At 69.9% G+C, this 13,837-nt stretch carries 14 protein-coding genes and 1 pseudogene; 14 read left to right on the forward strand and 1 reads right to left on the reverse strand.

Annotated features, from left to right (window positions below):
• Nucleotides 1-170: 170 nt before the first annotated feature.
• The 14 genes and pseudogenes from VGJ14_09875 to VGJ14_09940 all read left to right on the forward strand — a co-directional run bounded on the left by VGJ14_09875 (nt 171) and on the right by VGJ14_09940 (nt 13,559).
• Nucleotides 171-1,274 carry a glycosyltransferase family 4 protein gene (locus VGJ14_09875; protein HEY2832722.1) on the forward strand — a complete coding sequence of 368 codons (1,104 nt, stop codon included), beginning with the start codon at nt 171-173 and terminating at the stop codon, nt 1,272-1,274.
• Between the two features lie 61 nt (nt 1,275-1,335).
• Entirely contained in the window at nt 1,336-3,030 is a 1,695-nt protein-coding gene (locus VGJ14_09880; GenBank protein HEY2832723.1) for a CTP synthase, read from the forward strand.
• A complete protein-coding gene (locus VGJ14_09885; protein ID HEY2832724.1) occupies nt 3,027-3,638 on the forward strand; it encodes an NUDIX hydrolase in 612 nt (203 codons plus the stop codon). Before VGJ14_09880 ends, VGJ14_09885 begins: the two co-directional genes overlap by 4 nt.
• A gap of 38 nt (nt 3,639-3,676) precedes the next feature.
• Nucleotides 3,677-5,572: an ABC transporter ATP-binding protein gene (locus tag VGJ14_09890; GenBank protein HEY2832725.1), complete on the forward strand. Its 1,896-nt coding sequence runs from the start codon at nt 3,677-3,679 to the stop codon at nt 5,570-5,572.
• Nucleotides 5,573-5,993: 421 nt separating this feature from the next.
• Nucleotides 5,994-6,875, forward strand: a complete 882-nt coding sequence (locus VGJ14_09895) for a serine/threonine-protein kinase (protein HEY2832726.1) — start codon at nt 5,994-5,996, stop codon at nt 6,873-6,875.
• A 380-nt stretch (nt 6,876-7,255) separates the two neighbouring features.
• Nucleotides 7,256-7,444, forward strand: coding sequence for a hypothetical protein (locus VGJ14_09900; protein HEY2832727.1), 189 nt, complete (start codon nt 7,256-7,258; stop codon nt 7,442-7,444).
• Nucleotides 7,445-7,480: 36 nt separating this feature from the next.
• Nucleotides 7,481-8,596 (forward strand): alanine dehydrogenase, encoded by a 1,116-nt coding sequence (gene ald / locus VGJ14_09905; protein ID HEY2832728.1) that lies wholly within the window; start codon nt 7,481-7,483, stop codon nt 8,594-8,596.
• A 70-nt stretch (nt 8,597-8,666) separates the two neighbouring features.
• Nucleotides 8,667-9,629, forward strand: a complete 963-nt coding sequence (gene xerD / locus VGJ14_09910) for a site-specific tyrosine recombinase XerD (GenBank protein ID HEY2832729.1) — start codon at nt 8,667-8,669, stop codon at nt 9,627-9,629.
• Nucleotides 9,630-9,760: 131 nt separating this feature from the next.
• The gene (locus VGJ14_09915; GenBank protein HEY2832730.1) at nt 9,761-10,789 is read left to right on the forward strand and encodes a ParA family protein; all 1,029 of its coding nucleotides are present in this window, start codon (nt 9,761-9,763) and stop codon (nt 10,787-10,789) included.
• A 27-nt stretch (nt 10,790-10,816) separates the two neighbouring features.
• Nucleotides 10,817-11,662, forward strand: coding sequence for a segregation/condensation protein A (locus VGJ14_09920; GenBank protein ID HEY2832731.1), 846 nt, complete (start codon nt 10,817-10,819; stop codon nt 11,660-11,662).
• Nucleotides 11,659-12,246 carry an SMC-Scp complex subunit ScpB gene (gene scpB / locus VGJ14_09925; GenBank protein HEY2832732.1) on the forward strand — a complete coding sequence of 196 codons (588 nt, stop codon included), beginning with the start codon at nt 11,659-11,661 and terminating at the stop codon, nt 12,244-12,246. The genes VGJ14_09920 and scpB overlap by 4 nt, the downstream gene beginning before the upstream one ends.
• On the forward strand, nt 12,243-12,983 hold the full coding sequence (locus VGJ14_09930; protein HEY2832733.1) for a pseudouridine synthase: 741 nt from the start codon (nt 12,243-12,245) through the stop codon (nt 12,981-12,983). The genes scpB and VGJ14_09930 overlap by 4 nt, the downstream gene beginning before the upstream one ends.
• Nucleotides 12,984-13,020: 37 nt before the next feature.
• Nucleotides 13,021-13,383 (forward strand): chorismate mutase, encoded by a 363-nt coding sequence (gene aroH / locus VGJ14_09935; protein HEY2832734.1) that lies wholly within the window; start codon nt 13,021-13,023, stop codon nt 13,381-13,383.
• A 44-nt stretch (nt 13,384-13,427) separates the two neighbouring features.
• A pseudogene (locus VGJ14_09940) lies at nt 13,428-13,559 on the forward strand (prephenate dehydrogenase).
• 177 nt (nt 13,560-13,736) lie between these two features.
• On the opposite strand, the gene VGJ14_09945 reads toward VGJ14_09940, so the two are convergent.
• Nucleotides 13,737-13,832 carry a hypothetical protein gene (locus VGJ14_09945; GenBank protein HEY2832735.1) on the reverse strand — a complete coding sequence of 32 codons (96 nt, stop codon included), beginning with the start codon at nt 13,830-13,832 and terminating at the stop codon, nt 13,737-13,739.
• Between the last annotated feature and the right edge of the window lie 5 nt (nt 13,833-13,837).

Below are 13,837 nucleotides of genomic sequence, written 5' to 3' on the forward strand. Positions count from 1 at the left end.
AGCACGGCGGCCGCGGTGATCGGCACGGCTGCGGCGAGCCTGCTGTGCGCGGTGGTTTACCTGGCCGGATTGGCCATCGGGGACCGCCGGATGCTCACCTACCTGACCCGGCGGCGTCCCGGACGGATCGACCCCGCATGAGCCCCGTGGAGCAGCGAGGCGGTGCACCAATGAGCGATCCGCGGCCGCTGCTGGTGGTCGGCCCCAGCACCGGCGGCATCGGACGGCACGTCAGGTCGCTCGTGGCGGGTTGCCGAGAGGCCGGCGTGCCGGTGGCCGTGGTCGGCCCGCCGGACGGCGAGGAGTTGTTCGGCTTCACCGCGTTGGGTGCGACCTTCACCCGGCTGCAGCTCAGCGACCGAATCGACGCCCGTGCACTGTGGAGGGCGGCACGCACCGTGGCGGCAGCACGGGACCGACACCGGGCCACCGTGGTGCACGCCCACGGCATGCAGGCGGGCGCCGTCGCCGCCCTGGGTAACCGCACCGGCCGTCGGGCCCCCCTGGTAGTCAGTTGGCACAACGCCCCGCTCGGCACCGGCATTCGCCGGGCTGCCTGGTTCGCCCGCGCGGTGCCCGTGGCACGCAGCGCCGACGTGCTGCTCGGCGCGTCGGCCGATTTGGTGGCGCTGGCCCGGCGCGCCGGTGCCCGAGACGCCAGACCCGGGGCCGTCGCCGCCCCGCCGCTACCCGCCGTGCTGCCGGCCCGCGCCGAGGCCCGCGCGGCGTTGGGCGTGCTGGACCGGCCCTTCGTGCTGACCGTTGGTCGACTCGCGCCACAGAAGGACTACCCGACACTGCTCACCGCCGCCGCGTCCTGGCAGCAACGACACCCCGTGCCACTGCTCGGCATCGTCGGCTCCGGGCCCTTGGAGCCGGAACTGCGCCGGCTGATCACCGCGCAGCAGCTGCCGGTGGCTCTGCTCGGCCCGCTCGACGACATCGCCACCCCGTTGGCCGCGGCCGACGTGGCGGTGATCTCCAGCGTCTGGGAGGCGCGGTCATTGTTCGCCCAGGAGGCGCTGCACGCCGGCGTGCCCCTGGTGGCCACCGAGGTCGGCGGCATTCCGGAGACCGTCGGCGAGGCCGCGGTGTTGGTCCCGCCCCGCGACCCCGCGGCGCTCGCCGCCGCGGTCACCCGGCTGCTCGACGATCCCGAACTGGGCGTCCGGCTCGCCGCGGCGGGTCGCGCCCGGGCCGCCGGCTGGCCGGACGAGGCGGCGGTCCAGGCCGACACGCTCGCCCTGTACCGCTCACTGTCCCGCCGGACATAAGATTGAACCCCGTGGGACTCCCGGCGGCTCACCGCCGGCCTGACGCCACGGAGAGCCTCCCTTGGCCACGCCGCACATCACCAAGCACCTGTTCGTCACCGGCGGGGTCGCCTCGTCGCTGGGCAAGGGACTGACCGCCTCCAGCTTGGGCAATCTGCTGACCGCGCGCGGATTGCGGGTCACCATGCAGAAGCTGGACCCCTACCTCAACGTCGACCCGGGCACCATGAACCCGTTTCAGCACGGGGAGGTGTTCGTCACCGACGACGGGGCGGAGACCGACCTCGACGTCGGGCACTACGAGCGGTTCCTGGACACCGTGCTGCATGGATCGGCCAATGTGACGACCGGTCAGGTCTATTCGACGGTGATCGCCAAGGAGCGTCGCGGGGAGTACCTGGGGGACACCGTCCAGGTCATCCCGCACATCACCAACGAAATCAAGGCACGCATCCGGCGGATGGCCACCCCGGCGGCCGGTCAGGACGACATCGACCTGGTGATCACCGAGATCGGCGGCACCGTGGGCGACATCGAGTCGCTGCCGTTCCTGGAGGCGGCCCGGCAGATTCGCCATGAGGTCGGCCGGGACAACGTGTTCTTCCTACACGTTTCGTTGGTGCCGTGGATCGGCCCGTCGGGGGAGCTCAAGACCAAGCCCACCCAACACTCGGTGGCCGCGCTGCGCTCGATCGGTATCCAGCCCGACGCCATCGTGTGCCGGTCCGACCGGCCGATCCCGACCGCGGTCAAGCGCAAGATCTCGCTGATGTGCGACGTGGACACCGAGGCGGTGGCCGCGGCCGTGGACGCGCCGTCCATCTACGACATCCCGAAGGTGCTGCATGCCGAGGGTCTGGACGCGTACGTGGTGCGCCGCCTGGGCATGGCGTTCCGCGACGTGGACTGGACCGCCTGGGACGAGTTGCTACGCCGCGTTCATGCCCCCGCCAACGAGCTCACCGTGGCGTTGGTCGGCAAGTACATCGACCTGCCGGACGCCTACCTGTCGGTGACCGAGGCGCTGCGCCACGGCGGGTTCGCGCACGACGCGAAGGTGCACATCCGCTGGGTCACCTCCGACGACTGCCAGACCTACGAGGGCGCGATGGCCGCGTTGGACAGCGTGGATGCAGTGTGCGTACCCGGCGGATTCGGGGTGCGCGGCATCGAGGGCAAGCTCGGCGCGGTCCGCTTCGCCCGCGAGCAACGCATCCCGTTGCTCGGGTTGTGCCTCGGTCTGCAGTGCGTGGTCATCGAGTACGCCCGGACCGTGGCGGGACTGGACGGCGCCAATTCCGCCGAGTTCGATGCGGCTGCGGCGCACCCGGTGATCGCCACCATGGACGACCAGCGCGACGTGGTGGCCGGGGAACGGGACCTGGGCGGCACCATGCGGTTGGGCCTGTACCCGGCCAAGCTCGTCGAGGGCTCGATCGTGCGCGAGTTGTACGGCGAGCCCTACATCTCCGAGCGGCACCGGCATCGCTACGAGGTCAACAACGACTACCGCGCCCAGTTGGAGCGCGCCGGCCTGGTCTTCTCCGGCACCTCGCCGGACGGCCGGTTGGTGGAGTTCGTCGAACTGTCCCGCGAGGAGCATCCGTTCCTGGTCGCCACCCAGGCGCACCCGGAGTTCCGTTCCCGACCGACCCGCGCGCACCCGTTGTTCGCCGGGCTGATCGCGGCGGGCCTGGAGCATCGTCGGGCCCGCACCGCCCCCGTCCCGGCGGAGCTCGCCCGGCTCAGCCCGTGAGTGAACTGCAGGACGAATCCGCGACGTTGCCCGTGCACAACTCCGCGATCGCCTTCCACGGCGGGGTGGTCGATATGCGGGTGGACCACGTGTTGATGCCCGACGGCGATGTCGCGGTGCGCGACGTCCTGGTGCATCCCGGTTCGGTGGGCGTGGTGGTGCTGGACGACCGGGACCGGGTGCTGGTGTTGCGCCAGTATCGCCACCCGGTGCAGCAACGGCTGTGGGAGCTGCCCGCGGGCCTGTTGGACGCCCCCGGGGAGTCCCCGCTGGCCGCGGCGCAGCGGGAGTTGGCCGAGGAGGCGCACCTGACCGCACGGACGTGGTACGTGCTGCTCGATGCGTATACCTCGCCCGGTATCAGCGACGAGGCGGTCCGGGTCTATGTGGCGTGCGAGGCCACTCCGCTGCCCGGCGAACGACCGCCCGGACGGCACGAGGAGGCCGATCTGGAGGCCCGCTGGGTGCCGCTGGACGAGCTGCTGGCGGGCGTGGCCGCGGGGCGCCTGCACAACCCCCTGGTGGTCATGTCTGTGCCGTTGTTACGCACCGTGCTCAATTCGGGGGGAGTCGGGACACTTCGGGCGGGAGATTTCGCCGGCAACTGACCGCAATCTGACGCCCACTCCTGGTAAACCTGAGACTGATGTCGCGACTCCGCAAGCCGTCCGGGCCGCGCCCTGCCCGCGCGCCGGGGTCCGGGCGCCCGCAGCCGCGTCCCCGCGCCAAACTGCTGGACCGCTTCGCGCCGCTCGCCGAGGGCCCCGGCCTGGTCGCGGAGGCCCGCCGATCCCCCCTGCGGCCCATGCTGCGCCGGTTCTGGCCGGACGTGCGGCCCTTCCGGTGGGGGCTCGTGCTGCTGTTGCTGCTCTCCGTCGCCGCGCCGGGCGTGGAGGCGGTGGAGATCTGGTTGTTCAAGCGGGTCATCGACCACGTGTTGCTGCCCAAGGACATCCAGGCGATGTACGCCATCGCCCTGCTCTACATCGGGCTGTCCCTGGCCGGCGGGGTGATCGGGTGGATCGACTCCTATCTGGCGGCCTGGATCGGAGAGCAGCTGCAGCTGAACATCCGGGCCCGCATGCTGTCCCGGCTGCAGGCCACCAGCAGCACCACGCTGGACAAATTGCGGGCCGGGGACGTGCTCACCCGGCTCACCTCCGACGTGGCCGCGGTGGAGGGGCTGACCATCGGCGTCGGGATCACCCTGGTCGGCTCGATCGCCAAGCTGTTCTTCTTCGGCTTCGCCCTGTTCCGATTGGACTGGCGCCTGGCACTGCTGTCCACCACCGTGGTGCCCGCATTCTGGGTGATCGGCCAGCGGTTCGCCCGCCGGCTCAAGCACGTGTCCCGGGAGCGGCGCCGCCGGGCCGGTGGCCTCACCGCGGTCGCCGAGGAGAGCCTCGCGGTCACTGCCCTGGTGCAGATCCACGGCCGGGAGGCCGAGGAGGCGGCTCGCTTCGACCGGGAGGCCCGGGCGGTGGTGGCCAACGAGCTCGGCGCGGCCCGACTGTCCGCCACGTTCCCGCTGGTCGTCGACCTGATGGAGCTACTCGGCGTGCTCGCGGTGATGGCCGGCGGCACCTGGGCGATGCGCAACGACCGGCTCACCCTGGGCGGACTGTTGGTCTTCCTGACCTACCTCTCGCAGATGTACAAACCGGTCCGCTCGCTGGGCGACCTGGGCAACAACATCGTGATGGCCATGGCCGGCGTGGAGCGTGTGGAGGAGGTGCTCGATGTGCGGCCGGGCGTGCTGGAGTGCCCTGGCCCGATCGTGCTGGACCCGACCAAGGTGCGCGGGGAGATGGAACTGGCAAACGTCAGCTTCACCTACCCGGGTGCCCTCCGCCCGGCGTTGCGAGGCATGTCCTGCCGCTTCCGGCCGGGCCGGTTGAGCGTGCTGTGCGGGCCCAGTGGGTCCGGCAAGTCCACGATGATCCGCATGCTGGCCCGCCTCGACGATCCCGACCAGGGCCAGGTCCGGATGGACGGAACGGACCTGCAGGAACTGGCCATCCGCACGCTGCGGGACTCGGTCACCGTGCTGCTGCAGGAGGCCCCGGTGCTGGACGCCACCGTGCGGGAGAACATCACCTTCGCCAAGCCGGACGCGGACGACGAGGCGGTGTGGGCGGCGCTGCGGTTGGCCGGGGTGGACGACGTGGTAGCCGCGTTGCCGGAGAAGTTGGACGCCCGCTTGGGTCAGCGCGGCCGTTCCCTGTCCGGCGGCCAGCGGCAGCGCATCGCGCTGGCCCGGGCATTGGCCAGCGGCGCCAAGGTGCTGATCCTGGACGAGCCGACCACCGGGCTGGACCGGGCAGCCGCGGACCGATTTATGGCCACCGTCCGCGAGTTGGTGTCAACCCGAACGATCATCATCGCCACCCACGACACCGAAGTACTGGCAACTGCCGATGACGTGGTGACGCTGCGAAACGAACTGCGACCGACGGGCGATCCGGAACACCTGCAATTGCTGCCGGTTCAAGATCCAGTTCCTTTTGACGAGTCTGTTCCGCCCGCCCGCGTCGAGATGTGAACATGCGCATCACGACACGGCGATTTTCACCCGGGAGCCTCCTGAAGATCCAATCTTCACGTCGGGTAAACGCGGGAATTTTTCTCTGGTCGCGATTGTCCCGATTGCATAAGATTTGCGCCGTATTCGGGCGATGTGTCCGGATCTGGAGTAAGGGGCAACAGCCATGGCTCGGAATTACTTCACCCCCCGTGAGGCGGGTGGCGACTGGTGGTGGCACCGTCGTCGCCGTTGGCACCGTTGGCACCGGCACCACTGGTGGCGGCACCGTCGTTGGGACGACGGAAGTGGCGGAGGCTGGTAAGTCTGCCGAACGGCACCATAGATGCGCGCCCCGATCGTCTCCACGGACCGGGGCGCGCATTTTGTTCCGGGGGCCGATGGCCCGTCAGTTGGTCGGGGGGCAAGGATGATCGGCCGAGTGAAACGCCCCGAGCTGCCGGCGGAGCCGGAAACCGCCGACGTGCAGTTGCCCGGCTACCGGCTGCAACGATTGTTGGGCGCCAGTTCCCGCTACGAGGTTTTCCAGGCCTGGAGCGAGGAGCGCTCGGTCGCGGTTGCGGTCAAATTGGCCCGGCCCAGCGCGGGGGAGATCGCGAAGAAAAGGCTGCTGGACGAGGGACGGATACTGGCCGAACTGACCCACCCGAACCTGTTGCGCCTCTACGAGGTACACGACGACCCCGCCGCGGCGCTGGTGGTTGAGCTGCTGGCCGGGCCCACCATCGCCGACCTGTTCGATGTGCACGGCTGGTTGCCCTACGCGGACCTGGTCGAGATGGGCCGTCAGGTTGCTGCCGGTATCGGGTACCTGCACCGAGCGGGGTGGGTGCACGGGGATCTGAAACCGGGCAACGTGATCGCCGAACACGGCCGGGCCACGGTGATCGATCTGGGCCTGGCACGCCCGCCGGGCCGGTATGAGCGCCCGTACGGGACGCAGGGTTACCTGGCGCCCGAACAGGCCGCCTGCGAACCAGTGGACGCGGCCGCCGATGTCTGGGGGTTGGGCGTACTTCTGCTGGAGTCCGCGTCCGGGCGGGATGCATTTCCCCCTGGCTGTAAGGAATACCGGGAGGCGTACGGCCCGGTCGCCGCGCCCCCGCCGCGACCGTTCCCACGGGGGATGCCGGCAGAATTCACAGAATTGATCTTGAAGTGCACGGCGTTCGAACCGGCTGTCCGACCGGCGCTTCGCGATGTGTTCGCGACGCTATATGCGCTGGCAGATGCCACACGAGGTAACAAACGCCAACGCGGGCTGTGGAAACTCTCATCTCGGTCCGTAACCGCACGACGGTAAGCACTCTGATCGGTTGAGCAAAATCTGTGTAGGTCCCTGGTTCCCGTCGGCTTGATGCTTATCGTGAGGATGTATCCGGACGGTCCAGTCCGGAGTAGGAGTAAAGGGGCGTACCTAATGGCTCGGTTCTCGTTCAACCGTGAGGAGCGCAACGACGACTGGTGGCGTGGCCGCCGTCATCACCGCCGCTGGTGGCGTCACCGGCACCACCACCACCACCACCACCACCACAGCAGCTAATCAACTTGTGACCCACGCGCCCCGTCCGGATCATCCGGTCGGGGCGCACGGCTGCGGGGACCGTTAAGGCGGCATTGACGCACGCTAAGCGGGTAGGCGAGGAGGCACGGAAGGAAAATCTTCTGGACAAGGAGCGGATCATGGCACGCAGGTACTTCACCAACAGCGGCTTCGGCTGGAACAACGGCTGGAACGGCGGCTGGAACAACGGCTGGAACGGCAACTGGCGCGGCAGCGACTGGAACTGGGACCGCGGCGACAACTGGTGGTGGCGCCGCCGCCGGCATCACCACCACCACCGCCACTTCAGCAATAGCGACTGGGACTGACCAACCGTCGGGGCGCAGTGCCTAGCATCCCTCGTTATGAGGATCGGCGTCCCGCGTGAGCTGAAGAACCACGAGTACCGGGTGGCGATCACCCCGGCCGGTGTGCACGAATTGGTGCGCCATGGGCATCAGGTGCACGTCGAGCACGACGCCGGCGTCGGGTCGTCCATCGCGGACGTCGATTTCGCGGCGGCCGGGGCCAAGGTCCTGGCTGCCGCGGACGACGTCTGGGGGGAATCCGACCTGGTATTGAAGGTCAAGGAACCGGTCGCCGAGGAGTACCACCGCCTGCGCGCCGGGCAGGTGCTGTTCACCTATCTGCACCTGGCCGCCTCGGCCGCGTGCACGCAAGCCCTGCTGAAGGCCGGCACTACCGCGATTGCCTACGAGACCGTCCAGCTGCCCGACGGATCACTACCGCTGCTGTACCCGATGAGCGAGGTTGCCGGCCGCCTCGCCCCGTTGGCCGGGGCCTACCACCTGATGCGGGCCGGCGGCGGCCGCGGCGTGCTGATGGGTGGGGTGTCCGGGGTGCACTCGGCGAAGGTGGTGGTGATCGGCGCCGGGGTCGCGGGCATGAACGCCGCGGCCATCGCCATCGGCATGCACGCCGAGGTGTTGCTGCTGGACCGCAACATCGCCAAGTTGCGCGAGGCCGATCGCATTTACCAGGGGCACTGCCAGACCATCGCCTCCAACACCTACGAGATCGAGGCTGCGGTACTCGACGCCGACCTGGTCGTGGGCGCGGTGCTGGTGCCCGGTGCCACCGCCCCCAAGCTGGTCTCCAGCGACCTGGTCTCCCGGATGAAGCCGGGCACGGTACTGGTGGACATCGCGATCGACCAGGGCGGCTGTTTCGAGGACTCGCGGCCGACCACGCACGACGACCCGACCTTCGAGGCACATGGGTCGCTGTTCTACTGCGTGACCAACATGCCGGGCGCGGTACCGCACACCTCGACGCACGCGTTGACCAACGTGACCGTGCCGTATGCGCTGGCCATCGCGGATCAGGGTTGGCGCGCGGCAGCCGCCGGCGATCACGCCCTGGGCCTCGGCCTGAACGTGTACGACGGCGAGGTGATCTACGGCCCGGTGGCCGAGGCGCACGGACTCGCCCACCGCCCGTTGGCCGAGGTGCTGGGCTGACGGCGCGCCGACAACACCGCGAGCCGGCGCGGGCATAGGTTTCCCGTCACAGTCGACGGGAGGGGGAGCGGTGGCCGAACTGGCCGGCGCACTGCGCGGCTACCTCGACCACCTGGCCGTGGAGCGTGGCCTGGCCGTGAACACGCTGGTCTCCTACCGGCGCGACCTGGGTCGCTACCTGACCGTGCTCTCCGACCGCGGCGTGGCTGCGGTGGACGCGGTGACCCAGCACGACGTGGCCGACTTCCTGGTCCGCCTGCGCACCGGTGACGAGCAGCACCAGCCGCTGGCAGCCAGTTCCGCCGCTCGCGCGGTCATCGCGGTGCGCGGCTTCCACCGCTTTGCGTTGCGAGAGGGCCTGACCGAGGCCGACCCGGCCCGGCCGGTGCGTCCGCCGCGCACGCCGCAGCGGTTGCCCAAGGCCATCTCGGTGGGCGAGGTGGCCGCGCTGATCGCCGCCGCCGAACGCAACCCACGGGTGGACCTCGCCGCTCGGGACACCGCGTTGTTGGAACTGCTCTACGGCACCGGCGCGCGCATCTCCGAGGCCGTCGGGTTGGACGTCGACGAGGTGGACCTGACATCGCGATCGCTGGTGCTCACCGGCAAGGGCGGCAAACAGCGCACGGTGCCGATCGGGCGCTGTGCCGCCGAGGCGCTGGACGCCTGGCTGGCACGCGCGCGGCCGGCGCTGTCCGCGCTCGGGCTCGGCGCGGGCAGCCCCGCGGTCTTCCTCAACGCCCGAGGTGGGCGCCTGTCCCGGCAGAGCGCATGGACCGCGTTGCGCGCCGCGGCCACCGCGGCGGGGCTGACCGTGGAGGTCTCCCCACACACGCTGCGACACTCCTTCGCCACCCACTTGCTCGAGGGTGGGGCGGACGTACGGGTAGTGCAGGAACTACTCGGGCACGCGTCCGTGTCGACCACGCAGGTCTACACGATGGTCACCGTCGAGCATCTGCGCGAGGTCTACGCGACCAGTCACCCGCGGGCGCGCAGCACGCCGGCACAGCGGCGCTCAAGTAACTCCTGACACTCCTGACTACACCGGCACCACAGCACCGGCGTGTTGTCAAGCACCGCCACGACACGCCGCGCGATGAGCCGGGCCCGGGTGCGACCGCGCCGAAGAATCGGACGCATCGCAGCTATCGGGAGGCGGGCATGCACGAATACGGGTCTCAGCACGGGGCGAACGCCCGGGCCGACGAACAGTTCCCGCCGCTGCCGCCGGTGCGCGCCGCGGTGCCCAAGGACCGCTGGACCGCGGCCCCGCCCGTTGCCGCTCCGGAGCCCGCGGCACCGATGGTGCCCACCCCGGGCGATCTTTTCGGCGGCGCGCCGGAGGCGGCCAAGCTCGGCCCCACCGGACGTCCGATGCCGGAGTTCCCCGAACCCCCGCCGCTCCACCGGCACGGCCCGGCCCGCGTCATCGCGATGTGCAATCAGAAGGGTGGCGTGGGCAAGACCACCTCGACCATCAATCTGGGTGCTTCCCTCGCCGAACTCGGCCGCAAGGTGCTGCTCGTCGACTTCGATCCGCAGGGCGCGTTGTCCGTGGGCCTGGGCATCAATCCGCACGAACTGGATCTGACGCTGTACAACCTGCTGCTGGACCGCAACGTCGGCATCGACGAGGTATTGCTCAAGACCAACGTGCCGAACCTGGACCTGTTGCCCTGCAACATCGACCTGTCCGCCGCCGAGGTGCAGTTGGTCAACGAGGTCGCCCGGGAGCAGACCCTGCAGCGGGCACTGGCCCCCGTGCTCGACGAGTACGACGTGGTGATCATCGACTGCCAGCCGTCGCTGGGCCTGCTCACGGTCAACGCGTTGACCGTCGCGCACGCGGTGATCGTGCCACTGGAGTGCGAGTACTTCGCGCTGCGCGGCGTGGCGCTGCTCGCCGACACCATCGAGAAGGTGCAGCAGCGGCTCAACCCCACCCTGAAGCTCGAGGGCATCCTGGCCACCATGTACGACGCGCGGACCGTGCACGGCCGCGAGGTGCTCTCCAGGGTTGTCGAGGCCTTCGGCGATACTGTGTTCCACACCGTGATCGGACGCACCGTCAGATTCCCGGAGACCACCGTGGTCGGCGAGCCGATCACCTCCTACGCCTCCACCTCCACCGGCGCCAAGGCCTACCGCCAACTGGCCCGCGAGGTGCTCGGCCGCCTCGAAGCGGAGTAAACCGTTCCGGTCAGCTACGGTGCAGCGGTGAACGTGTCAGCGCCGGAGGCGCCGCCGACGGTCGGCGCCAAGCCCGGTGGGTTCGAGGTTCACCTGTCGGTCTTCGAGGGACCCTTCGACCTGTTGCTGGGCCTAATCGCCAAGCACAAGCTGGACATCACCGAGATCGCGTTGGCGCAGGTCACCGACGAGTTCATCGCCTTTATCCGGGGCCACGAGTCCGACTGGGATTTGGATGTGGCCAGCGAGTTCCTGGTGGTCGCGGCCACCCTGCTGGACCTCAAGGCCGCCCGGCTGCTGCCCGCGGGCGAGGTGGACGACGAGGAGGACCTGGCCCTGCTGGAGGCCCGGGACCTGCTGTTCGCCCGGCTGCTGCAGTACCGCGCGTACAAGCGGGTGGCCGCGGTGTTCGCCGCGCGCATCGCCGCGGAGGGCCGTCGCTATCCGCGCGCGGTCACCCTGGAGGACCCGTTCGCCCAGTTGCTGCCCGAGGTGCTGATCGGTATCGGCCCGGAGGCCTTCGCCGCGCTCGCCGCGAAGGCGATGATCCCCAAGCAGGTGCCGACGGTGTCCGTATCGCACCTGCACGCGCCGGCGGTGAGCGTCCGCGAGCAGGTCGCCATCCTGGTTAGCCGGCTGCGCCGAACAGGCGCGTCCACCTTTCGCGCGTTGATCGCCGACTGCCCGGACACCCTCACCGTGGTCGCCCGCTTCCTCGGCCTGCTCGAGCTGTACCGGGAGGCCGAGGTGGCCTTCGACCAGCTCACCCCCTTCGGTGAGCTGCACGTGCGCTGGACGGGTAGCGCCGAGGGTGACGTGGTGATCACCGACGAGTTCGACGACGCGGCCCCAACCCCGCAGGAGACGACGTGACCGTGACCGATCTGGATGACCTGCAGTCGGACGTAGCGCCGTTGTCCGCCGCCCTGGAGGCGGTGCTGTTGGTGGTGGACACCCCGGTGACCGAGGCCGAATTGGCCGCCGCATGCCAGGTCGGCCCGCAGGAGGTGCGCGACACCCTGCAGGCGCTGGCCGCGGACTACGAACAATCCGGGCGGGGCTTCACGCTGCGACAGGTCGCCGGTGGCTGGCGGTTCTACACCCACCCGGCGTGCGCCCCCGCGGTCGAGCGTTTCGTGCGCGACGGCCAGCAGGCCCGGCTCACCCAGGCCGCGCTGGAGACCCTCGCGGTGGTCGCCTACCGGCAACCGGTCAGCCGGTCGCGGGTGTCCGCGGTGCGTGGGGTGAACGTGGAGGGCGTGATGCGCACGCTGCTCACCCGCGGCCTGGTGGAGGAGGCGGGCACCGAGTCGGAGTCCGGTGCCACGCTGTACCGCACCACCGGGTACTTCCTGGACCGACTCGGCCTGACCAGCCTCGCCGAGCTGCCGGAACTGGCACCGTTCCTGCCCGAAATCGACTCCCTCGCCGATGACGCGGACCTGCCCACGTCATGAGCGAGAGGATCCGTCTGCAAAAGGTGTTGGCCGCGGCCGGGCTGGGCAGCCGACGCGCCTGTGAGGTGTTGATCGAGGCCGGCCGGGTGCAGGTCAACGGGCAGCAGGTTACCGAGCAGGGCGTGCGGGTGGACCCGGACGCCGATGAGATTCGGGTCGACGGCGCCAGGGTGGCCACCAAACACGACACGCAGTATCTGCTGTTCAACAAGCCCCGCGGGGTGGTCTCCACGATGAGCGACCCGGAGGGTCGTCCGTGCCTGGGGGACTACGTCACCGACTTCAGTGAGCGGCTGTTCCACGTCGGCCGGTTGGACACCGACACCGAGGGCCTGATCCTGCTCACCAATGACGGCGAGCTGGCACATCGGATGACCCACCCCTCGTTCGGCCTGGCCAAGACCTACGTCGCCGAAGTGTCCGGGCCGATCGCCCGCGACCTGGGCAAGCGGCTGCGCAAGGGCATCGAGTTGGACGACGGTCCGGCCACCGTGGACAGGTTCCGACTGCTGGATTCCGCACACGGCCGGGCGCTGGTCGAGGTCACCATCCACGAGGGCCGCACGCACATCGTGCGCCGGCTGCTGGAGGCGGTCGGGCACCCGGTGAGCCGGTTGGTGCGCACCGAGATCGGTCCGGTCAGCACCGGCAATTTGGCGCCGGGACGGTTACGCCACCTCACCTCGCACGAGGTCTCCGCGCTGTTCACCGCCTCCGAGGCCGACACCGTAAGGTGAACGGCCGAGAATAGACGGCGGCGGGAAGGGGACCGCGGTGGCGGTACGGGCGATCCGCGGGGCGGTGCAACTCGACTCCGACGAGCGGGCGCACATGCTGGCCTCGGTGGCCGAACTGGTCTCGACGATCCTCGAGCGCAACGCGCTGGCCGTCGATGACCTGATCAGCATCGTGTTCACCGCCACATCGGACCTGCACAGCGAGTTCCCCGCCGTTGGTGCTCGGGACATCGGCATCACCGACGTGCCGCTGCTGTGCGCGCAGGAGATCGACGTGGCCGGCGCGATGCCGCGGGTGATCCGGATCCTGGCGCACGCCGAGACCGACCGCAGCAAGGCCGACGTCCAGCACGTGTACCTGCGCGGCGCGGTGGCGCTGCGCAAGGACATCGCGCAGTGAACCACGCCGAGATCGGCTCGGCGCTGATTGTCGGCACCGGTCTGATGGGTACCTCGGTTGGCCTGGCACTGCGCGCGGCCGGCGTCGAGGTACAGCTGCGCGATCGGGACCCGGCCGCGGCGCAACTGGCCGCCGCACTCGGTGCGGGCGCGGTCCGCACGGCCGACTCACCGTCGGTGGACGTCGCGGTGGTGGCAGTGCCGCCGGCCTCGGTGGCCGCCACCGTCGCCCGGTCGCGGTCGTCGAGGTGCACCACGACCCCGTTCGCCCGCAGGACCATGGCCACCGACGTGCCCATCAGCCCCGAGCCGACGATCAGAGCGGATTCCAGCCGGTCTTCGCTCACCGGTGCGTCACTGTGCGATGTCCTTGCGCAGGGCGACCGCGCCGCGCAGGTAGACATGCGCGACCGCGGACTTGGCCAGGTCGGTCTCGGCGTGGGCCAGGATCCGGA

This window comes from Sporichthyaceae bacterium, from assembly GCA_036493475.1.
Taxonomy (GTDB): Bacteria; Actinomycetota; Actinomycetes; order Sporichthyales; family Sporichthyaceae; genus DASQPJ01.